The sequence below is a fragment of the Duganella flavida genome (assembly GCF_009857445.1).
In the GTDB taxonomy this organism is placed as follows: Bacteria; Pseudomonadota; Gammaproteobacteria; order Burkholderiales; family Burkholderiaceae_D; genus Rugamonas; species Rugamonas flavida.
The window spans coordinates 1-21,207 of record NZ_WWCN01000017.1 but is presented as its reverse complement, the minus strand read 5'-3'; the positions used below and the strand labels follow the sequence as shown (position 1 = coordinate 21,207).

General features: G+C 63.9%; 17 protein-coding genes. 10 read left to right on the top strand and 7 right to left on the bottom strand.

The annotated features are described in order from the left end of the window. The first annotated feature begins 5 nt into the window (after positions 1-5). The 3 genes from pcaF to paaZ all read left to right on the top strand — a co-directional run bounded on the left by pcaF (position 6) and on the right by paaZ (position 3,966). Entirely contained in the window at positions 6-1,223 is a 1,218-nt protein-coding gene (pcaF, locus tag GTP46_RS23195) for a 3-oxoadipyl-CoA thiolase (RefSeq protein WP_161009003.1), read from the top strand. 12 nt (positions 1,224-1,235) lie between these two features. Further along, positions 1,236-1,847: a phenylacetic acid degradation protein PaaY gene (gene paaY, locus GTP46_RS23190; protein ID WP_161009002.1), complete on the top strand. Its 612-nt coding sequence runs from the start codon at positions 1,236-1,238 to the stop codon at positions 1,845-1,847. A 73-nt stretch (positions 1,848-1,920) separates the two neighbouring features. Beyond that, complete coding sequence (gene paaZ, locus GTP46_RS23185; protein ID WP_161009001.1) at positions 1,921-3,966, top strand: phenylacetic acid degradation bifunctional protein PaaZ; 2,046 nt, start codon at positions 1,921-1,923, stop codon at positions 3,964-3,966. 8 nt (positions 3,967-3,974) lie between these two features. Here paaZ and GTP46_RS23180 read toward each other — a convergent pair whose 3' ends face one another. The 4 genes from GTP46_RS23180 to argH form a co-directional block, all read right to left on the bottom strand. Further along, on the bottom strand, positions 3,975-4,361 hold the full coding sequence (locus tag GTP46_RS23180) for a VOC family protein (protein WP_161009000.1): 387 nt from the start codon (positions 4,359-4,361) through the stop codon (positions 3,975-3,977). A gap of 19 nt (positions 4,362-4,380) precedes the next feature. Further along, positions 4,381-5,604, bottom strand: coding sequence for a M24 family metallopeptidase (locus GTP46_RS23175; protein WP_161008999.1), 1,224 nt, complete (start codon positions 5,602-5,604; stop codon positions 4,381-4,383). A gap of 48 nt (positions 5,605-5,652) precedes the next feature. Beyond that, positions 5,653-7,914: a M4 family metallopeptidase gene (locus GTP46_RS23170; protein ID WP_161008998.1), complete on the bottom strand. Its 2,262-nt coding sequence runs from the start codon at positions 7,912-7,914 to the stop codon at positions 5,653-5,655. Between the two features lie 165 nt (positions 7,915-8,079). Next, on the bottom strand, positions 8,080-9,477 hold the full coding sequence (argH, locus tag GTP46_RS23165) for an argininosuccinate lyase (protein ID WP_161008997.1): 1,398 nt from the start codon (positions 9,475-9,477) through the stop codon (positions 8,080-8,082). Positions 9,478-9,572: 95 nt separating this feature from the next. On the opposite strand from argH, the gene GTP46_RS23160 reads away from it, so the two are divergent. Further along, positions 9,573-9,998: a GNAT family N-acetyltransferase gene (locus GTP46_RS23160; RefSeq protein ID WP_202414409.1), complete on the top strand. Its 426-nt coding sequence runs from the start codon at positions 9,573-9,575 to the stop codon at positions 9,996-9,998. 154 nt (positions 9,999-10,152) lie between these two features. Next, positions 10,153-10,617, top strand: coding sequence for a hypothetical protein (locus GTP46_RS23155; RefSeq protein ID WP_161008995.1), 465 nt, complete (start codon positions 10,153-10,155; stop codon positions 10,615-10,617). Between the two features lies 1 nt (position 10,618). Here GTP46_RS23155 and GTP46_RS23150 read toward each other — a convergent pair whose 3' ends face one another. Together GTP46_RS23150 and GTP46_RS23145 are read right to left on the bottom strand one after the other, a co-directional pair. After that, positions 10,619-12,025: a YfcC family protein gene (locus GTP46_RS23150; protein ID WP_161008994.1), complete on the bottom strand. Its 1,407-nt coding sequence runs from the start codon at positions 12,023-12,025 to the stop codon at positions 10,619-10,621. Between the two features lie 2 nt (positions 12,026-12,027). Beyond that, positions 12,028-13,167 (bottom strand): succinylglutamate desuccinylase/aspartoacylase family protein, encoded by a 1,140-nt coding sequence (locus GTP46_RS23145; RefSeq protein ID WP_161008993.1) that lies wholly within the window; start codon positions 13,165-13,167, stop codon positions 12,028-12,030. A gap of 160 nt (positions 13,168-13,327) precedes the next feature. On the opposite strand from GTP46_RS23145, the gene GTP46_RS23140 reads away from it, so the two are divergent. The 5 genes from GTP46_RS23140 (at position 13,328) to GTP46_RS23120 (ending at position 21,046) form a co-directional block, all read left to right on the top strand. Continuing rightward, positions 13,328-16,057 (top strand): TonB-dependent receptor, encoded by a 2,730-nt coding sequence (locus GTP46_RS23140; RefSeq protein WP_161008992.1) that lies wholly within the window; start codon positions 13,328-13,330, stop codon positions 16,055-16,057. Between the two features lie 59 nt (positions 16,058-16,116). Beyond that, a complete protein-coding gene (locus GTP46_RS23135) occupies positions 16,117-17,460 on the top strand; it encodes a cyanophycinase (RefSeq protein ID WP_161008991.1) in 1,344 nt (447 codons plus the stop codon). Between the two features lie 179 nt (positions 17,461-17,639). Next, positions 17,640-18,878, top strand: coding sequence for a cyanophycinase (locus GTP46_RS23130; protein WP_161008990.1), 1,239 nt, complete (start codon positions 17,640-17,642; stop codon positions 18,876-18,878). 195 nt (positions 18,879-19,073) lie between these two features. After that, complete coding sequence (locus GTP46_RS23125; RefSeq protein ID WP_161008989.1) at positions 19,074-20,489, top strand: IgA Peptidase M64; 1,416 nt, start codon at positions 19,074-19,076, stop codon at positions 20,487-20,489. A gap of 89 nt (positions 20,490-20,578) precedes the next feature. Further along, positions 20,579-21,046 carry a hypothetical protein gene (locus tag GTP46_RS23120; RefSeq protein ID WP_161008988.1) on the top strand — a complete coding sequence of 156 codons (468 nt, stop codon included), beginning with the start codon at positions 20,579-20,581 and terminating at the stop codon, positions 21,044-21,046. A 70-nt stretch (positions 21,047-21,116) separates the two neighbouring features. Here GTP46_RS23120 and GTP46_RS23115 read toward each other — a convergent pair. Continuing rightward, the coding region (locus GTP46_RS23115) for an IS3 family transposase (protein WP_161006927.1) at positions 21,117-21,207 on the bottom strand (91 nt) is incomplete at its 5' end.

Below are 21,207 nucleotides of genomic sequence, written 5' to 3'. Positions count from 1 at the left end.
ACATTTTGAACCAAGCTGATTTTTCCGCGTACATCTGCGACGCCATCCGCACCCCCTTCGGCCGCTACGGCGGCGCGCTGTCCAGCGTGCGCACTGACGATTTGGCAGCGCTGCCGATTGCCGCGCTGATCGCACGCAATCCCGGCGTCGACTGGACGTGCGTGGACGATGTCTACTACGGCTGCGCCAACCAGGCCGGCGAAGATAACCGCAATGTGGCGCGCATGGCGGCGCTGCTGGCCGGCCTGCCGGTGGAAGTCCCCGGCAGCACCATCAACCGCTTGTGCGGCTCGTCGCTGGACGCGGTGGGCATGGCGGCACGCGCCATCAAGTCGGGTGAAGCGCAGTTGCTGATCGCCGGCGGTGTGGAAAGCATGTCGCGCGCGCCGTTTGTGATGGGCAAAGCGGAGAGCGCGTTTTCGCGCAGCGCGAAAATTGAAGACACCACCATCGGCTGGCGTTTCGTCAATCCGCTGATGAAGACGGCGCATGGCATCGATTCGATGCCGGAGACGGCGGAAAATGTGGCGCAGGAGTTTGGCGTCAGTCGCGCCGACCAGGATGCGTTTGCGCTGCGCAGCCAGCAGCGCTGGGCCGCCGCGCACGCAGCGGGCGTGTTCCGCGACGAGATCGTGCCGGTGACGCTGGTGCAGCGCAAGGGCGAGCCCAAGATCGTCGACAGTGACGAGCATCCGCGTCCTGACACGACGCCGGAAATGCTGGCCAAGCTGAAAGGCGTGGTGCGGCCGGACGGCACGGTCACGGCGGGCAACGCGTCTGGCGTGAACGATGGTGCGTGCGCGATTTTGCTGGCCTCCGCTACGGCGGCCGAGCAGTATGGCTTGCGCAAGCGTGCGCGCGTGCTGGGCATGGCGACCGCCGGCCTGGCGCCGCGCATCATGGGCTTTGGGCCGTCGCCGGCTTCGAAGAAGGTGCTGGCGCAGGTGGGTCTGTCGATTGCCGACATGGACGTGATTGAGCTGAACGAGGCGTTTGCGGCGCAAGGCTTGGCGGTGACGCGCGACCTCGGGCTGGCCGACGATGCGGCGCACGTCAATCCGAATGGCGGTGCGATTGCGATCGGCCACCCGCTGGGTGCATCGGGCGCGCGGCTGGTGCTGGCGGCGTTGCAGCAACTGGAGCGCACCGGTGGCCGCTACGCGCTGTGCACCATGTGCATCGGCGTGGGTCAGGGTATCGCGCTGGTGATTGAGCGGGTTTGAACGGAGGCCGGCATGGTTAAGGTTTATGAAATCAACGGCATCACGCCGGTCGTGCATCCGACTGCGTATGTGCATCCGAGCGCGGTGCTGATCGGCGATGTGATTGTCGGGCCGCGCTGCTATGTCGGCCCGCTGGCGGCGCTGCGCGGCGACTTCGGGCGGCTGGTGCTGGAGGAAGGCGCCAATCTGCAGGACACCTGCGTGATGCACGGTTTCCCCGGCGCCGATACAGTGGTCGAGCAGGATGGCCATATCGGCCACGGCGCGGTGCTGCACGGCTGCCGCATCGGCCGCAATGCGCTGGTCGGCATGAACAGCGTCATTATGGATAACGCCGTGGTGGGCGCGGACAGCATCGTCGCCGCGATGAGCTTTGTGCGAGCAGGGATGGAGATCCCGCCGCGCAGCATGGCGGTCGGCTCGCCGGCCAAGGTGCTGCGCGAGCTCAGTGACGACGAGATCAAATGGAAAACCAATGGCACTGCGCAGTATCAGGAGCTGGCGGTGCGCAGCATGCAAACCATGCGCGAGACCGTAGCACTGACCGCGCCGGAGCCGGACCGCAAACGCATTGAATGGGACAGCGCGCTGCCGCTGCACTTGCACAAGAACGCCAGCGCCTAGGCCACGCCCGGGCGGCGCGCCCGCGCTGCCCGGGCGCCGCGCCGCATCAACTAACACTAACGGAGACCGCACCATGCCACAAACACTGCAAAGCTTAATCGCCGGCCGCTGGATCGGCAGCGAGGCCGCTGCGCCGCTGCACAGCGCCCTGACTAACGCCGTCATCTATCACACCCACGCCGACAAGATCGACTTCGATGAAGCGGTCACTTACGCCCGCAAGCGCGGCATCCCGGCGCTGATGCAGATGAACTTCCAGCAGCGCGCTGCGTGCCTGAAGGCGCTGGCCGTGTATCTGCTGAGCCGCAAGGAAGAACTGTACGCCATCTCGCACCTGACCGGCGCTACCCGCGCCGACAGCTGGGTCGATATCGAGGGCGGCACCGGCACGCTGTTCGCCTACGCCAGCATGGGCAGCCGCGAGCTGCCTTCGTCCAACGTGCTGCACGAAGGCCCGGCGATGGCGCTCGGGAAGAACGGCGGCTTTTCCGGCACCCACATCCTGGTGCCGCGCGGCGGGCTGGCGGTACACATCAACGCTTTCAACTTCCCGATCTGGGGCTTGCTGGAAAAATTCGCGCCGAGCTTTTTGGCGGCCATGCCGTGCATCGGCAAACCGGCCAGCGCCACCAGCTACCTGACCGAAGCCGTGGTGCGCATGATGCACGAATCCGGCCTGCTGCCGGAAGGCGCGCTGCAATTGGTGATCGGCAGCACCGGCGACCTGCTGGACCGCCTCGGCGGCGCCGATGTGGTGACCTTCACCGGCTCGGCCGACACGGCCGCCAAGCTGCGCACCAACCGCAACCTGATTGCCAACTCGGTGCCGTTCACCGCCGAAGCGGATTCGCTCAACTGCGCCATTCTGGCGCCGGACGTGACGCCGGACGATGCGGAGTTCGACCTGTTCGTCAAAGAAGTGGCGCGCGAGATGACCGGCAAGGCGGGCCAGAAATGCACTGCCATCCGCCGCATTATCGTGCCGGAAAATATGATCGACGCGGTTGGCACGCGCCTGCGCGAGCGGCTGGCGAAAGTCAGCATCGGTGATCCGTCGGTGGAGGGCGTGCGCATGGGCGCACTGGCGTCGCGCGAGCAGCAGCGCGATGTGGCTGAACGCGTGGAGCTGCTTGCGCGCGGCAACGAAGTCTTGTTCAGCGCCCGCGATGGCTTCAAGCCGGTGGGCGAGGGCGTGAGCGAAGGCGCATTCTTCGCGCCGACCCTGCTGCTGTGCCGCGACGGCATGCGCAACGAGGCGGTGCACGACGTCGAGGCGTTTGGCCCGGTCAGCACCATCATCAGCTACCACGGCATCGATGAGGCGCTGGCGCTGGCCGCGCGCGGCAAGGGTTCGCTGGTGTCGACGCTGGTGACCAAGGACCCGGCGACGGCGGCGTATGCAGTGCCGATGGCGGCCGCTTCGCATGGCCGCGTGCTGGTGCTGGATAAAGAGGCCTCGGTCGATTCGACCGGCCACGGCTCGCCGCTGCCGCAGCTGAAGCACGGCGGTCCGGGACGCGCCGGTGGTGGCGAGGAACTGGGCGGCATCCGCGCGGTGCGCCACTTCCTGCAGCGGGCGGCGGTGCAAGGCTCGCCGACCATGCTGGCGGCGGTGACCGGCGAATATGTGCGCGGCGCCAAGGTGCAGGAAGAGGCCGTGCATCCGTTCCGCAAGCACTTCGAGGACCTGGCCATCGGCGACTCGCTGCTGACCCATCGCCGCACCGTCAGCGAGGCCGATATCGTCAACTTCGGCGGCGTTTCGGGCGATTACTTCTATATGCACTTCGACGAGGTGGCGGCCAAGGACACGCAGTTCGGCCAGCGCATCGCGCACGGCTACTTCGTGCTGTCGGCGGCGGCGGGCTTGTTCGTGTCGCCGGCGCCGGGACCGGTGCTGGCCAACTACGGCCTGGATAACCTGCGCTTTGTGGCGCCGGTGGCGATTGGCGACACCATCCGCGCGCGCCTGACCTGCAAGCGCAAGGTGGACCGCAACCGCACCGACGACAAGGGCGTGGGCCAGGGCGTGGTGGCGTGGGATGTCCAGGTGACCAACCAGCGCGACGAGTTGGTGGCCAGCTATGACATCCTCACGCTGGTGATGAAGCGTAGCTGATCAAGCGGTTACTGGCCTGCCGGCGGCTGCCACAGTTCGACCTTGTTGCCTTCCGGGTCGATCACCCAGCCGAATTTGCCGAACTCGGAATCGTCGGTTTTATCGAGCACGTTGCAGCCTTCATCGCGTAGCGCTTGCAGCAGCGCTGGCAGGTCGTGTACGCGGTAGTTGACCACGAATGGCTTGCTGCTGGGCGCGAACGAATTGCCGTCGGCGGATGAGATGCACCATGCGGTAGTGCCGCCGGTCGGCTGGCCTGTGTCGTCAGTCCAGTCGAACGCCGCACCGCCCCAGGCTTGCACGTCGATGCCGAGATGGCGCTGGTACCACTCGCCCAACGCCTTCGGATCCTGCGCGTAAAAGAAGATGCCGCCGATGCCAGTTACTCGTTTCATGTGCGCCTCCTGAGAGAGTTTAACGGGTCAAGCCAAATGGGTCGTCGATGCTGTGGGCCGGCTCGGTGAACCATTTCGGGCCGCTGGCGGTCATGTAGAAGTGGTCTTCGTGGCGCACGCCGAATTCGCCCGGGATGCAGATCATCGGTTCGTTGGAGAAGCACATGCCGACGTCCAGCGCGGTCTTGTCGCCGCCGACCAGATACGGCCACTCGTGGATGTCGAGGCCGATGCCGTGGCCGGTGCGGTGCGGCAGGCCGGGCAGCTTGTAGCCGGGGCCGAAGCCGTCGGCTTCCAGCGCACGGCGGGCGGCAGCGTCGACCTCTTCGCACGGTACGCCTAGCTGGGCGGCGGCGAAGGCGGCGGCTTGGGCTTTTTTCTCGCTGTTCCACACCGAACGCTGGCGCTCGCTGATTGGGCCATACACGTAGGTGCGGGTGATGTCGGAGATGTAGTTGTGTACTTTGCAGCCGGTGTCGATCAACACGGTGTCGCCGGCTTTCAGGGTCTGCACGTAGCTGACGCCGTGCGGATAGGCGGTGGCCTCGCCGAACAGTACGATCACGAAGTAGGAACCGGAGGCGCCGACCTTGCGGTGTGCGCGGTCGATGAATTCTTCCACTTCCTTGGTGGTGATGCCTTCACGCAGGATGCTGGCGGCGGCGATGTGCACGGCCAGCGTCATGTCTTTGGCGCGCTGCATCAGGGCGATTTCGGCCTCTGATTTGCGGGTGCGGCAGTGGGCGGTGACGGCGCGTGCATTCTCCAGCGCATAGCCTTCGGCCAGCGGGCGGATGCCGTCGACAATGAAGAAGGCGGCGCTTTCGCAGATGCCCACGCGCGGCGGCTGTGCCGCATTTGGCGCGATGCCCATGCGTTTCAGCACAGCGATGAACAGCGCGTACGGGCTTTCGTGCTCGTGCCAGCAGTTGACCGGGCCGTCGACCAGCATGAAGTCTTTCAAGGTGCTTTCTTCAAACGCGGGGGCGATGTATTCGATGGCGCCGTGCGCCGGCAGGATGGCGCCCACCATGCGCTCGCTGGCGTACCACTTGGTGCCGGTGAAGTAGGTCAGGTTGGCGCCGGCGTTGAGGTAGATGGCGGCGATGCCTTGCGCCTGCATGAACGCTTGGGCGCGCGCGATGCGCTGCAGGTGTTCGTCTTTGCCGATCGGCACCGCGCCCGCGGTCATGTCGGACAAGGAGGCCAGCGCCTCCTCGATGGTTTTTCCGCCTATAGTCATTTTTATATCCCTGATGGTGGCGCCTGTTCGCGCTAGCCCACGATGATATCAGTTTGTGCGCAGGCTGACCTTGTCCAGCACGAAGGATGTCTGCTGCGAACGGTCCTCGCGCATGGCGAACGACAGGATGATGTTCTGGCCTTTGAATGGCAGCAGGTCGAAGCTGCGGATCTGGTAGCCGTCGGCGGGTGTCAGGTTGGTGTAGGTGGCCAATGTGGCGAGGACCGCACCGCCGGTTGCGGCGCGTAGCGTGACGGTCAGGGTGTCGTACACGGTGTTGCTGGTTTCGTCGGTGTCGATGTGCAGCGCGAAGCTCAGTTGCGCGCTGGTGGCGCTGGCGGGGATGGTGATGCGCTGGGTCAGCGTCTCGCTGGCGCGCCGGCCGTTGCCGCCCAGCCAGGCGTAGCGCGTGCCTTCGTAAGGCGCTTGCGCCGGATGGGCGCCGATCACGAAGGTGCTGCCGCTCCAGCCGGTGGCGCCGTTTTCAAAGCCGCCGTTGACGATGCGCTCGGCCGGCTCGCCGCCGCCGTCACCGCCGCCACCGCCACCGCCGCTCGCTTCATCCATGTCGGTGCCGACGTTGATGGCGGCGTAGGCGCGCTGCACGGCAATCGCTTCTTTCGAGGTGGCGCCGTACAACTCCTGCGCCGCCAGCAGCACTTTGTTGCGGGCGTCGGCGTAGTTGGTGGCGGAGGTGAACTTGGTGGTCAGCGCCTTGAACCAGATGCGATACGCCTTGTCGTTGCCAATGCCGCTCATGGCGGCCGGCGTGCGCGTCAGGTAGGCGCTGTAGCTGTCGCTGGCCGGGTCGGCGCTGGAGCCCTGCGACAGGAAGTAGTACATCCGGTTGTTGGGGCCGCTCGAATAATGGACGTCGAGGTTTTTCAGCGTGCTGCTCCAGGCGTCCGGGCTGTGGCCGTCCTTGCTGGGCTTGACCATCCAGCGCAGCGGCTGGCCGCTCTTGCTGATGTCCTTGCCAATCATCCAGTCGTTGCCGCTGGCGGGGACCACGTTGCCGCTGCCGCCGTTGCGGGCGTAGGCTTCCACCATTTCGCCGCCGATGTCGGAGTTCGATTCGTTCAGGCCGCCCGATTCGCCGGCGTAGGTGAGGTCGGCGGTGGCGGCGGTCACGCCGTGCGACATTTCGTGGCCGATGACGTCGATTGCACCCAGGCTGAGGAAGCTGTTGCCGTCGCCGATGTACATGCATTTGCAGCTGTCGTCGTAGAAGGCATTGTCGTAGCTGGTGCCGACGTGGGCGGCGATGTAGGTGGCGCTGTTGTTGCCATCCAGCGACTGCCAGCCCAGCACGTTCTTGTTGGTGTCGTAGGTGTTCATCAAGCCCCATAGCGCGTTGACGGCGGCGGTCTGGCCGTTGGCATTGGTGGTGCTGCCGCCGTTGTATTGCAAGCCGTCGCCCCAGGTGTTGCTGGGGTTGGTGTAGATGCTGCCGGGATCGGGATTGTTGGGCGAGCTGTGGTTGGCGTTGGTGATGGCCATGCCGCCGTATTTGCCGCCCGTACCGCGCGCGCTGTCGAGCATCTGGAAGCCGCTGGCAATGGCCGAGGTGCTGATCGGCACCTGGCCGTTGTACTGGCTGTGGCCGATGCCGGTGACGGTTTGCAGCGCGGGCCATTGCTTGAGGATGGCGCCGGTTTTGGCGTCGACCACCACGTCGTAGTAGACCAGCTTGCCGTTCAGGGCCATGCGCAGCTGCACCAGGTAGGCCAGCGTGTAGTGGTCTACCACGTCTTCGAGGTCGAGGGCGTTGAGCTGGCTGTCGGGCTTGCCCGCAGCGGCGGCGCTGCGGGCGCTTTTCATCAGCGGGTAGATCAGCAGTTCGGCGCTGGGCGGCCAGCGGTGGGTGGCGCCGGGCGCCACGGCTTGCACAGCGGCGGCGATGGCGGCGTCGGTGCTGAGCGTGGGCGTGAGATCGGCCGGCAGCGGCGGGTTGGGCGTGGCCGCTTGCGCTTGCAGGCCGGGGCGGCGGTCGGCGGCGGACACGCTGACGATGTCGCCGGCGGCATTGGTCACCACCACCGATTCTGAGCCGAATACGCGCAAGCCTTTGTAGGTATGCTGGGCGCGGGTGATTTTCTGGCCGGTGACGCCGGGATGCTGGCTGCTGATGCGGAAGCTGTAGTCGGGCGTCAGGCCGGGGCGCGCTTCGAGCGCGTTCAGGCGCGCCACCAGGCTGGCACTGTCCTGCGGCGTGGCGACGGTGATCGGGGCCGACATCAGCTGCGCTGCGGCGTGGGCGTGCAGGGACAGGGCGCTGCAGGCGGCAAGTAAGAGTGTGCGTGGGTTCATGTCATCCTCCGTGGTAGAGGACTTCACGCTAGAACGATGGCGACGGGCGGTACTGCGCCAGATCAAACAGTCGCCACGTCGCGTAGCGGCAGCGTCATCCCCGCGCACGCGGGGATCCATGCTGAGCCGGCGTTCTATGGGCTCCCGCCTGCGCGGGAGCGACGGTTATGGCGCGAGCTGGGAACGCACGCGGGCGATGGCTAGTCTTACCTGGTGCGGCGCGGTGCCGCCGACGTGGTCGCGGGCGGCAACCGAGCCTTCCAAGGTCAGCACGGCAAACACGTCATCCTCGATCAGGGTCGAGAAGGCGCGCAGCTGCTCCAGCGTCATCTCGGCCAGGTCGATCTTCAGGTCGTCGCAGGCGCGTACGGCGTGTGCCACGGCTTCGTGGGCGTCACGGAAGGGCAGGCCTTTCTTGACCAGGTAGTCGGCCAAATCGGTGGCGGTGGCGTAGCCTTGCAGCGCGGCGGCGCGCATATTCTCTGGCTTGACGCTGATGCCGCCGGCCATGTCGGCAAAGATGCGCAGGGTGTCGACCAGGGTGTCGACCGTGTCGAACAGCGGTTCCTTGTCTTCCTGGTTGTCCTTGTTGTAGGCCAGCGGCTGGCCTTTCATCAGGGTCAACAGGCCCATCAGGTGGCCGAACACGCGGCCGGTCTTGCCGCGCGCCAGTTCCGGCACGTCCGGGTTTTTCTTTTGCGGCATGATCGACGAGCCGGTGCAGAAGCGGTCGGCAATGTCGATGAAGCCGACGCGCGGGCTCATCCAGATGATCAGCTCTTCCGACATGCGCGACACGTGCATCATCACCAGCGAGGCGGCGGCGGTGAATTCAATCGCGAAGTCGCGGTCGGAGACGGCGTCCAGCGAGTTGTGGCAGACGTCGTCGAAGCCGAGGGTCTTGGCCACGCGCACGCGGTCGATCGGGAAGGTGGTGCCGGCCAGTGCGGCCGCGCCCAGCGGCAGGCGGTTGACGCGCTTGCGGGCGTCGGCCATGCGCTCGGCGTCGCGGCCGAACATTTCCACGTAGGCCAGCATGTGGTGGCCGAAGGTGATCGGCTGCGCCACTTGCATGTGGGTGAAGCCGGGCAGGATGGTGTCGGCGTTCTTTTCGGCCAGGTCGGTCAGGGCGCTGCGCAGGGCGTGCAGCAGTTGCAGCACGTCGTCGATGGCCGAGCGCACGTACAGGCGGATATCGGTCGCTACCTGGTCGTTGCGCGAACGGCCGGTGTGCAGGCGCTTGCCGGCATCGCCGACCAGCTCGGTCAGGCGTTTTTCAATATTCAGGTGGACGTCTTCCAGGTCGAGCAGCCACTCGAAGCTGCCGGCATCGATTTCGGCGCTGATTTGCGCCATGCCGCGTTCGATCTCGGCGCGGTCATGCGCGCTGATGATGCCTTGGGCGGCCAGCATTTCGGCGTGGGCCAGTGAGCCCTGGATGTCGGCCTTGGCCAGGCGCTTGTCGAAGAATACGGAAGCGGTGTAGCGTTTGACGAGGTCCGAGACGGGCTCGCTGAAGCGGGCCGACCAGGCTTCGGCCTTTTTGGAGAATTGTGAAGTCATAGTCAAAAGTAGGAAGTGCGCGTAGGATCAACAGCGATTATAAACCGCAAGCTGCTCTAAAATACGTCAACCTTGTCTATTTGATCACGGAAAACATGGCGACTTTGCACATCAGCACGGATAAAACGGCACTCGACGTGCTATTGATTCATCAGTTCCTCAGCGAGCGCTCGACCTGGGCGATCGGGATTCCGCTGCCGGTGATGGAACGGGCCATCGATAATTCGCTGTGTTTCGGCGCGTATTTGGAGGGCAAGCAAGTGGCGTTTGCGCGCGTGACCACCGATTGCGCCACTTTTGCCTATCTGGCCGATGTGTTTGTGGTGGAGCACTGGCGCGGGCAGGGCATCTGCAAGGTGCTGCTGGAGGCGGTGCTCGAACATCCGGACTTGCAAGGCCTGCGCCGCTTCATGCTGGCCACCAGCGACGCCCACGAACTCTACGCTCGCTACGGCTTCACCCCACCCTCGCGTCCGGCCGCCCTGATGGAACGCTATCTCCCCAATATTTACGCCAACTGATGTCGGGTATATACACACGGTTGCTATTCCCGAGTCAGTGCCTCGTTTTGTCTCGTTTTGCCTCGTCTAATGCCTCGTTTTGTGCACGCCAGCTGGAACTTCCCTAGGGAGAGGGCGGTCTAACAATAAAGAACGAGGCATGGGAGAAGGCAAAATGAGACAAAACGAGGCAGTCAGTGTGGAAGTGAAGGCCCATGTATATGCCTCCTTGCGCGACATGTTGTGGACGCAGCGTGACCCGCGCGATCCCGGTGACATTGCCACCGTCGCCATCAAGGAATGGCTGGCGCGCAACCGTGGCCGGCCGGTCGAACGCGGCTACCAATGGAAAAATCTGTTCCTGCCGCATGGCACGCGTTTGCGCATCAACCACGGCTACACCAGCCACTACGCCCAAGTGGAAGGCGACTTGCTGATCGCCGAAGGAAACATCGTCACGCCGCGCGGCTGGGCCAACGACGTATGCGGCTGCGTGCGCAATGCGTGGCGCGACATCTGGATCCAGCGCGACTACAACGAAGGCTGGATGCGCGCCGGCGATTGGCGCACGGGAGAAGCGGCCAACCCGCGCCGACCTGCGATTGAACGCCGCCGCCACAAGCGCCGGCGGCTGGACTAATTTACTGCCAGTTCATCAGGCAGGGCGGCACCAGCAGCGCCAATGCCAGCACCGCGTAAATCAGCTGTAGCGGAATCATCCACTTGGCCCAGGTAATCCACGGAATGCGCGCCAACGCCAGCACGCCGACCGTGATGCCGGAGGTCGGGATCATCGGCGTGGTGAACTCGCCGAACTGGAAAGCCAGAATTGCGGTCTGGCGCGACACGCCCACCAGATCGGCCAGCGGCGCCATGATCGGCATAGTCAGCGCAGCCTGTCCGCTACCCGAGTGGATGAAGAAATTGATCACCGTCTGGATGCCAAACATCTTCCACGCCGCGAACACCGGATGCACCGACTGCACCAGCGGCATCAGTGCATGCAGCATGGTGTCGATAATGTGCGCATCGCGCGCCAGCACCAGCGTGCCGCGCGCCAGCGCAATCACCAGCGCCGTGCCGACCAGATCGCGCGCGCCTTGCATAAAGCCTTCCACAATCTGGGTCGAATCGAGCTTGCCGACCAAGCCAATCACGATCGCCATCGACAAGAACAGTGCTGCAATCTCATCGATATACCAGTCATAGTGCACCACGCCGAACACCATGGTCGCCAGCGAGCCGGCGAAGATCCACAGCACCAGTTTGTGGCGCGCCGTCATGCCGTGGAAATCGGCCACGCCGCCGGGCGGCAGCTCCTTGCGTTTTTCCAGATCGAGCGCATAGGTCGGGCTCAAGGTCGGATCGCGCTTGACGCGCGCCGCGTACCACATCATGAACACGATGGTAACGGTAGTCGCCAGCACCCACACGATCAAGCGATAGCCCCAGCCGGAAAACACCGGCACGCCGGCAATACCCTGCGCGATGCCGACGTTAAACGGATTCAGGAACGCCGCCGAAAACCCCACCTGCGAGCCGAGGAAAGGAATCGACACGCCAATCACCGTGTCATAGCCCAGCGCCAGCGCCAGCGGCACGAAAATCAAAATAAACGGAATCGCCTCCTCGTTCATGCCGAAGGTCGCGCCGCCGATCGAGAACAGCGTAATGAACACCGGGATCAGCGCTTTCTGGATAAAGGCCGAACTCTCGTGCGCCTTGGCCAGCGACTTGATCATCGAGTCGATCGCCTCGGTTTTCTGCAACACCGCAAATGCGCCGCCGACGATCAGCACAAAGCCGATGATCTGCGCTGCCTCGACAAAGCCCTTGATCGGCGCCTTCATCAAGGACACCAGTCCTTGCGGCGCGCTATCGATGTAGTGGAAGCTGTCCGGATTAATCAGCTGCTTGCCGTTGACCAGATGCGTGTCGTACTTGCCGCCGGGGACCAGCCAGGTGGCGGTCGCAATCAGCGCCAGGATGATGAACAGCAGGACAAAAGTATGCGGGAGTTTGAATTTTTTGGTGGCGTTGTTGGTCATAGTTATGCGCTCAGCAGGTCGCCCTCACGATAAGCCTTGGCGCCGGCCACTTTGCCGACGTTCATGCCGCGTATCACATGGCGGTGCGCACTGCGCGCAAAGAACACGCCGTCCACCGCCGCGCGCAGTACCGTGACCTCGCCGCTGACCGGATCGATCAAATCGGCAATCGCATCGCCTGCCACTACGCGCGCACCGAGTTCGCGCGTGTAGACCAGAATGCCGGCATGCGGTGCATACAGCGGCTCCACGCCTTCCAGTGGCGTTGCCGCGCACAGCGGCGCAGGCAGCAGCGCCGCTGCCGCCTGCGCTGCCGCGTCGTTCGCGTGCAGCAGGCCTTGCAGCGTCAGGAACTGCAGCAGGCCGGCGGCATCTTTGCGCGCCAGCTCGTAGCTGACTTCCTGTTCGCCGCGCAACTCCACCGTGGTCGACAAACAGGCCGGCGGAATCGGGAACTGATGCGCGAAGTGCTGATCGAGATCCCACCACAAGCGGCTGCACGCTTCGTCAAACGGCTCACCGCCCGCCTCGAAGGCCAGCAGCGTGGCGTGCGAACCGAGAATCGCCGATAGCGGCGCAATCGCTGCCGCCAGCGGCGTGCCGGCGTAGATGTGCAGCACTGCCTCGTTATCGCAATGCAGGTCGAGCACGATGTCGGCGTCGATCGCCAAGCTCATCAAGGTTTTCTTGAGCGTTTCGGCATCGGTGGCTGGCGTCCAGTCGGCAATCGAAGCGCGCGCGTGTGCGCGGATCAGCGCCACATTGGCTGCCGCATCCTGCCCCAGCTTGCCGGCCAGCGACTGCTTGAGATCGTTGGCCACGTGCTTGTAAGCGCGGTTGAAATTCACGCCGGTGGTCAAATCGAAACGCCCGAACGCGGCGCCGTGGATCGCCTGCGCCAGCCCGATCGGATTGGCGGCCGGCACCAGAATAATTTCGCCGCTGATCTTGCCGGCCGCTTCCAGCGCTACCAGCTCGGTGCGCAGGAATTGCGCCACCAGCATGCCCGGCACTTCATCGGCGTGCAGCGAGCCCTGGATGTAGACCTTTTTGCCGCTGCCCGGCGTGCCGAAATGAAAACTGGTGAGCGCATACGCCGCGTTGGCGTGCGCGCCGGAGAGAGGATGGGTAATTGCTTGCATAGCGTGCCTGCGGGTTCAGAAAGGATTGAGTATGTAGCACTATTTTCACAAAGTAAATCGCGCACGGGCGAAAGGGGGCGCGCTTTCTTGAGTTTTTGCCTACATGTGCGTACAGTTAGTTTAAATGAATTATTTACATATCGAACAATCGGGAGAGAATATGCGGACTACCATGATGACGCGCGCCGTGCGTCTGGCCCTCAGCGTTGGCGCTGTGAGCGGCCTGATCGGCAACGCCATGGCGCAAGACGTGGCCGCAGCGGCGCCGGCGCCGATGGCGCGCGTGGAAATCACCGGCTCGGCCATCAAGCGCATCGAATCGGAAACCGCACTGCCGGTGCAAGTGATCACGCGCGAAGAAATCGACAAGGTCGGCGTCACCACCGCCACCGAAATCCTGGCGCGGCTGTCGGCCAACGTGGGCGGCCTGACCGATGGCGCCTCGATCACCGACGGCAAGGACCAGCGCGGCTTCAACAGCGCCAACCTGCGCGGCATCGGCACTTCCTCCACCTTGGTGCTCTTGAATGGCCGCCGCATGGCCAACTTCGCCTCGCCTGGCGACGATACCGGCGTGGACCTCAACAACATTCCCGCCGCCGCCATCGCCCGCGTCGAAGTGCTGCTGGACGGCGCCTCGGCGCTGTACGGCACCGACGCCATCGGCGGCGTGATCAACTTCATCACCCGCAAAGATTTCCAAGGCGTGGAGCTGAACGCCTACGGCCTGAAAACCAAAGAAGGCGGTGCCGGCAAGCGCACCGCCACCATCACCGCCGGCCATGGCGACTTGGTCAAAGATGGTTTCAACGTCTTCGCCGTGGTCGACTTCCAGCGTACCGATGCCCTGAGCACTTCGCAGCGCAGCTTTATCGACGACTTGCACATTGCCGAACGCCTGCCGCACCTGCTGTCGGGCTTTACGGCGCCGGCCAATATCCGCCTGACCAGCGACCAGCGCGATTACTTGAACGACCATGGCTTCCTGCTCAACGGCAAGCCGCTGACCAACCGCACCATCAACCTGTCGATCCCGACCTGCTCGGGGCCGGCCAATATTTACCTGCCGGCCGGCACCGGCGGCGTCGATGGCTGCACCTACAACTATATGGGTGACACCGAGTTGTATCCGAAATCGGAGAAGGCCAACTTCCTGTCGCGCGGCGTGTTGCAGATTAACCCGGAAAACCAGCTGTACGCCGAGATCGCGCTGAGCCGCGCCAAGACTTGGTATGCCGCGTCGACCGCGCGCGTCAACGGCGCCACCATCGACGCCAGCAAAATCCCGGCGCTGGCCCCGTACGCGCTTGGCGCCGAGGAAGCCGGTGGCGACAGCGAAGTCAGCCTGCGCATCCGCCTGACCGAAGCCGGCCGCCGCACCTCGGAACTGACCAGCGCAAGCCAGCGCTTTGTCCTGGGCTGGACCGGCAGCCACAATGGCTGGGACTATGACGTCGGCCTCAATCACAGCGTCAACGTGATCCGCGACCGCGACACCCATGGCTACCTGCTGAAAGACAAGCTGTTTGACGGCATCGCCTCGGGCCTGATCAATCCCTTCGGTCCATCCAGTCAAGCGGGCCGCGACTTGATCGACAGCATCCAAGTTAACGACGAAGTGCGCCACGCGCGCGGCACCATGGACTCGCTGGACTTCAAGCTCTCGCATGCGGTGGGCGAGCTGGCCGGCGGCGACGCCATGCTGGCGGTGGGCGGTGAAGTGCGGCGCGAGAAAACCGACTACAACCCGTCGGCCCTGTTGATGAGCGACAACATCAATAACGACCCGGCACCGGACGGCGGCCAAGCCACCAGCTATGCGCGCAACATCAAAGCGGTGTTTGGTGAGCTGCTGCTGCCGCTGACCAAGCAGATCGAGGCGCAAATCTCGGCCCGCTATGACCACTACCAAGTGATCGGCGGCGCCGCCAGCCCGAAAGTCGGCCTCAGCTACATGCCGACCAAGACCATGTTGTTCCGCGCCTCGGCCGGCCGTGGCTTCCGCGCGCCATCGATGACGGATCTGTACCGCCCGATGCAAGTGAGCGCCATGGCGGTGTTGCCCGACCCGGTGTATTGCGCCACGGTGGACAACAATTACGCCGACTGCGCCGAGGCGTGGGAAACCCACCGCCACTCCAACGCTAACTTGAAACCGGAGCGCAGCCGCCAATTTTCGGCCGGCATGGTGCTGCAGCCGAGCAAGCAGGTGATGCTGTCGCTCGACTACTGGAACATCAAGCGTACCGACTTGATCGCTGAAATCGGCGACGACGTGCTGCTGGCGAACACCACCAAGTACGCCAATCTGATCCACCGCGACGAAGACCAGTACATCGAATACGTTGATCTGTACAAAGAAAACCGCGGCGCCCAGAAAGCCTCCGGCCTCGATCTGACCATTGATTACAAGGGCGTGAAAACCTGGGCCGGCAACTTCGGCGGCCGCTTGTCCGGCACCTACGTGATCGACTCCAAGCTGCAAAACGAGGTTGATGGTCCTTACGTCAGCAACCTGGGCCGCTTCGTCACCGACGGCGTGGTGCAGCGCTGGCGCCATGCCATCACCTTGGACTGGGATAGCGGACCGTTCGCCGCCAGCCTGTCGAACACCTTCAGCAGCGGCTACGAAGACCAAAACTCGGCCATCAATCTGGACGACGGCAGCGTGGTCAAGGCCAACCGCGTCAAATCCTACTCGCTGTGGGATTTGACCGGCGCCTGGCAAGCCACCAAGTCGATGAAAGTGCGGGCCGGCATCCAGAATCTGTTCGATACGGCGCCGCCGTTCTCGAACCAGGCCTACCACTTCATCTCCGGTTACGACCCCACCTACACCGACGTGCGCGGCCGCCGCTTCTACGCCAGTGTAAATTACGCATTCAAGTAATGCGTTTTTAAGCAATTGCTTGGTATCATCTGGCACTGATCGGGCAATGGAAGGGGAACATGAAAGTAAGGGCTTTGACGCTGCTGCCGCAGTGCCTGCAAGGGTGCTTGCGCGTCTGCATGCTGTGGCTGCTGGTGCTGGGCGGCGTCGCGCACGCGGCGGCCACCACCACGCCGCCGGCGCCCGTGCCCAAGGTGCAGGTGACGGGCAAGAGCAGCAAGCCGGCCAAGGCGGTGCCGCCGCCCAAGCCGGTGCTGGCGCCGCCGGCGGGCAACCTGGTCATCATCGGCGGTGGCCTGCGCACTGAGAACGCCGAAGTCTGGCAGCGCATCGTGCAGCTGGCCGGCGGCAAAGGTGCGCGCATCGGCGTGTTCGGCTCGGCCTCGATCAATCCGGAAAACGCCGCGCAAGCGACGGTCAACAAGCTCAATCAGTATGGCGCGCAAGCGTTTGCCATTCCGCTCGGTGTGACTTGGCCGAATAGCGATTACCGCAAAGCGGCCGAAGACCCGGAAGTGATCGCCATGATTCACTCGGCCACCGGGATTTATTTCACCGGCGGCGATCAAGCGCGCATCTCGCGCGCCTTGGTGCGCCCGGATGGCAGCCACACGGCGGCGCTGGACGCGGTGTGGGACGTCTACCGCGACGGCGGCGTGATTGCCGGCTCCAGCGCCGGCGCGGCCATCATGAGCACCACCATGTTCTACGACGCCAAGTCGACCCTGGACATGCTGAAGCAGGGCGTCAGCGATGGCCATGAAATTTCGGCCGGTCTGGGCTTCATTGGCGACGATGTGTTTGTCGACCAGCACTTGCTGGTGCGCGGCCGCTTTGCGCGCATGATCCCGGTGATGCTGAAGAAGGGCTATCAGATCGGCCTTGGTATTGACGAGAATACGGCGATGGTGGTCAACGCCAGGCGCGATGTGGAAATCATCGGCTACAGCGGGGCGCTGCTGCTGGATTTGTCGGCAGCGATTACTGACCGTGGCATCAAAGGTTTTAACATCAGCAACGCCACAATTAGCTACCTCGATCGCGGCGATAAATTCAATCTGGTGACGCGCGAGTTCACGCCGTCGCCGGACAAGGCCGACAACAAGCTCGATCCGAACCAGCCCGACACGCGCGAGCCGGTCTACACCAACGACATCCTGGGCAACAACGCGGTGCTGGACCTGATGGTGAATTTGATCGACAACGCCCAGCAGGAAGCCATCGGCATCGCTTTTGGCAACCCGCGCGATTTCAACCCGGAGCTGGGCTTTGAGTTCCGCTTCTCCAAGACCATCAACAGTGTTGGCTACAGCTCGACCGAAGTGGAGGCTTACTCGGTGCTCAAGCTGCGCATGGACATCCGGCCGATCCAGCTGCAGCAGCCGCTGTACCGCTACCGCTGACGCGCATTCAGGTATATTAACGGGGTTGACGTTGCCTGTCGCCGTAACAGCGCGCGGCACCACCCCGACCCGCACACCGCTGCGGCCAGGGTCTGACCCCGTACGGGGTCAGACCCTTTCGTTCGGGGTACTGCCCGCGCCGCACGGCAACCCCGTCTAGCCCCTTGGTCGGAGCCCGTATGCGCATGGCCCTCAAATTCCTGTTCCACGCCGCCCTGATGCTGGCCATGCCGCTGGGCGCGACCGCCGGCTCGTCCTCCGCGCCAGCGCCAGCGGACGGCCCGCGCGGCTCGCTGGTCATCATCGGCGGCAACCTGCGGCCTGATAACGACGACGTCTGGCAGCGCATCGTGGCGCTGGCGGGCGGCAAGGGCGCGCGCATCGCCGTCTTTGCCTCGGCTGCCGCCGACCCGGCGCCGGTGGCGGCCGCCATCGTCGGCTTCCTCAACCAATACGGCGCCGACGCCTTCCAGGTCCCGCTGGCCGTCAAACTGGCCGACAGCGACTATCGCAAAGCTGCCGACGACCCGCTGCTGGCCGACGCCGTGCGCAGCGCCGGCGGCGTCTTCTTCTCCGGCGGCGACCAGGCCCGCATCACCCAGGCGCTGGTGCGCGCAGACGGCAGCCGCAGCGCCGTGCTGGACGCCGTATGGGAGGTCTACCGCAAAGGCGGCGTGGTGGCCGGCAACAGCGCCGGCGCCGCCGTCATGAGCAGCACCATGTTCTACGCGCCCAAGACCGTGTTTGCCACCCTGCGCGGCGGCGTCACCGAAGGGCAGGAAATTGCGCCCGGCCTGGGCTTCATCGGTGACGATGTGTTCGTCGACCAGCACTTTTTAGTGCGCGGCCGCTTCGCCCGCATGATCCCGGCCATGCTGAAGAAAGGCTATAAATACGGCTTGGGCATCGACGAAAACACGGCGATGGTGGTGGACAGCCGCCGCCGCGTGGAAATCGTCGGCAGCAAAGGTGCGCTGCTGGTCGACCTGACGCGCGCCACCACCGATGGCGCCAGCGCCGGCTTCAATGTCAGCAACGCCGTCATCAGCTACCTCGATCGCGGCGATTTGTACGACCTCGCCACGCACACGTTCACGCCGTCCGACGCCAAGGCTGGCGGCAAGCTTAAGCCGCGTAAGGACTTGCTGGCCGCTCCCGTGTTCTCGCCCGATATCCTGGGCCGCAACGCGCTGGTCGAGCTGATGGAAAACCTGGTCAACAGCCGCCGCAGCGAAGCGATTGGCATCGCCACCAGCGGCCGCAACACGCCGTTGCCGGAGCTGGGCTTCCAGTTCACGCTCAGCAAAACACGCGACAGCGCCGGCTACGCCTCCGCCGCGCCGCAAAGCTACTCCATCCTGCGCATGCGCTTAGATATCCGCCCGCTCGACATCGGCCATTCGCTCGGCGCACAATAGCCGCCGCTCGCCGCTCGCCGCTCGCCGCTCGCCGCTCGCCGCCCACCGCCCACCGCCCACCGCCCGCCGTCGCTCTCGCGAAAGCGGGAGCCCATACGCTGCATCCGCGTCGGCTCAGCATGGGTTCCCGCCTACGCGGGAACGACGTACGGGATTACAATGTCGGTCACGTTTTCAACTGACCGCAGGACTCCCATGATCCGCTATCTCTCCTCCCTGCTGGCGCTGTGCGCCGCCGTAGCCGTTGCCGCGCCAGCATGGGCCGCGCAACCGGCTACCATGCGCCTCGACTATCTCCACAGCGGCAACGCGCAAGAAGAACACTACGCCGTCGAACGGGTGGTGGTCGAACCGCTGCCATGGCCGGGCAGCATGGCGCAAACCATCGACAACACCAACCGTGGCAACAATCTGGTGGAAGTGAGCGACGCCAAAAGCGGCCAGCTGCTGTACTCACGCGGCTTCTCCACCGTGTTCGCCGAATGGCGCAGCACCGAGGAAGCGGCCCACGCCAACCGCGGCTTCCAGGAGTCGGTGCGCTTCCCGCGTCCCGAGCAGCCGGTGAAAGTGACCATCCTCAAGCGCGACGACAGCAACCGTTTCGTGCCGGTGTGGACGGCCGACGTCGACCCCAACGCCATGGACGTGATCCGCAAGCAGCCGCCCGAGCCGGTCAAGCCTATCGCCATCCGCGTCAACGGCCCGTCGCCCGACAAGGTCGATCTGCTGATCGTCGGCGATGGCTACACCAAGCGCGATATGAAAAAATTTGAAGCCGCCGCGCGCCGCCTGGCCGACCACCTGTTCGCCACCTCGCCGTTCAAGGAGCGCGCCAAGGACTTCAACGTCTGGGCCATCGCCTTGCCGACCAGCGAATCGGGCGTGTCGCGTCCATCGACCGGCGTGCACAAGGAGTCGCCGCTGGGCGCCCGCTACGATATCTTCGGCAGCGAACGTTATGTGCTGACCACCGACAACCGCGCGCTGCGCGAGCTGGCGCAATACGCGCCATATGAATTCATCGAGATTTTGGTCAACAACGACACCTACGGCGGTGGCGGCATCTTCGGTCAGTTCAGCACTGCGGCGGCCGATAACGACTGGGCCAACTACCTGTTCGTGCACGAATTCGGCCACCACTTCGCCGGCCTGGCGGACGAGTACTACACCTCGCCGGTGGCCTACGCCACCGGCGGCGAGCGCCGCGAGCCGTGGGAACCCAACGCCACCGCGCTGCAAGATCCGGCCAACATTAAGTGGAAGAAATTCGTCAAACAGGGCACGCCGTTGCCGACGCCGTGGCCGAAACTAGCCTACGAGACGGCCTCGCGCGCCTACCAGAAGGAACGCGCTGCACTGCGCGCCGCCAACCGTCCCGAGTCCGAGATGAGCGCCTTGTTCAAGCGCGACTTGGTGTCCAGCAGCGCGCTGTTTACGCCCGATCCGCAGCGCCACACGGTCGGCGCGTTTGAAGGCGCCAACTACGAAGCCACCGGCTATTACCGCCCCGAAATGCAGTGCATCATGTTCGACCGCAGCGACACATTCTGCTCGGTGTGCGCGGACGCGATCAGCACCATCATCGACTTGTATGCCGCACCGAAACATTAATTAGGTACGCTAGCGTACAGAGTGGCGGGCGGCGTGGGCATAAGATTTGTTTCACGCACTCAACAACAACCACCGAAAGGGATAACACCATGAACAAGATTATCGCTACGCTGATCGCCGGCCTGTTTGCTACTGCTGCTTTTGCACAATCGTCGGACGTCGTGAAAGCCCAGGCTGACGCCAACAAGGATGTTGCCAAAGCTGAACAGAAAGAAATGAAAGCCGACGTCAAGGCTGATAAAAAAGCCCACAAGGCAGCTGCCAAGGCCGATAAAGTGACCGACGTGCAGCAAGCCAAGGTCGCCGTGGAAGTAGCTAAGGCCAACGAGAAAGTGGCTAAAGCCGATCCTGAAGATAAAGCCAAAGCCGCCGCTAAAGGAGACAAGGCGATCGCCAAAGCCGAGGAAAAAGCCGAAAAGAAAACGGTAAAAGCCGACGCTAAAGCGATCAAGGAAAACGTCGACGCCGCCGCTGATAAAGCGCTGGCCGCTAACAAAACCGCGGCCACCAAAGCCAAGGCCGACGCCGAAGTCAAGGAAGCAGCCGCCAAGCACTAAGTCGCTGGCGCCAGCTAAAAAAAAGACAGGCCATGTGAACTGACCCCAAATAGTTGGACGGTTTAGTTTGCTAGGCATGCAAGGGCTGAGTTCTGTATTGCACAGGACTCAGCCCTTTTAGTTTCATCTTAATACGGTCGTAATTGTAATAGCGGATGTAC

Coding starts and splice junctions, on each gene's coding strand:
- paaY (WP_161009002.1), top strand. CDS start 1,236: ATGGTTAAGGTTTATGAAATCAACGGCATCACGCCGGTCGTGCATCCG.
- paaZ (WP_161009001.1), top strand. CDS start 1,921: ATGCCACAAACACTGCAAAGCTTAATCGCCGGCCGCTGGATCGGCAGC.
- GTP46_RS23180 (WP_161009000.1), bottom strand. CDS start 4,361: ATGAAACGAGTAACTGGCATCGGCGGCATCTTCTTTTACGCGCAGGAT.
- GTP46_RS23175 (WP_161008999.1), bottom strand. CDS start 5,604: ATGACTATAGGCGGAAAAACCATCGAGGAGGCGCTGGCCTCCTTGTCC.
- GTP46_RS23170 (WP_161008998.1), bottom strand. CDS start 7,914: ATGAACCCACGCACACTCTTACTTGCCGCCTGCAGCGCCCTGTCCCTG.
- argH (WP_161008997.1), bottom strand. CDS start 9,477: ATGACTTCACAATTCTCCAAAAAGGCCGAAGCCTGGTCGGCCCGCTTC.
- GTP46_RS23160 (WP_202414409.1), top strand. CDS start 9,573: ATGGCGACTTTGCACATCAGCACGGATAAAACGGCACTCGACGTGCTA.
- GTP46_RS23155 (WP_161008995.1), top strand. CDS start 10,153: ATGAGACAAAACGAGGCAGTCAGTGTGGAAGTGAAGGCCCATGTATAT.
- GTP46_RS23150 (WP_161008994.1), bottom strand. CDS start 12,025: ATGACCAACAACGCCACCAAAAAATTCAAACTCCCGCATACTTTTGTC.
- GTP46_RS23145 (WP_161008993.1), bottom strand. CDS start 13,167: ATGCAAGCAATTACCCATCCTCTCTCCGGCGCGCACGCCAACGCGGCG.
- GTP46_RS23140 (WP_161008992.1), top strand. CDS start 13,328: ATGCGGACTACCATGATGACGCGCGCCGTGCGTCTGGCCCTCAGCGTT.
- GTP46_RS23135 (WP_161008991.1), top strand. CDS start 16,117: ATGAAAGTAAGGGCTTTGACGCTGCTGCCGCAGTGCCTGCAAGGGTGC.
- GTP46_RS23130 (WP_161008990.1), top strand. CDS start 17,640: ATGCGCATGGCCCTCAAATTCCTGTTCCACGCCGCCCTGATGCTGGCC.
- GTP46_RS23125 (WP_161008989.1), top strand. CDS start 19,074: ATGATCCGCTATCTCTCCTCCCTGCTGGCGCTGTGCGCCGCCGTAGCC.
- GTP46_RS23120 (WP_161008988.1), top strand. CDS start 20,579: ATGAACAAGATTATCGCTACGCTGATCGCCGGCCTGTTTGCTACTGCT.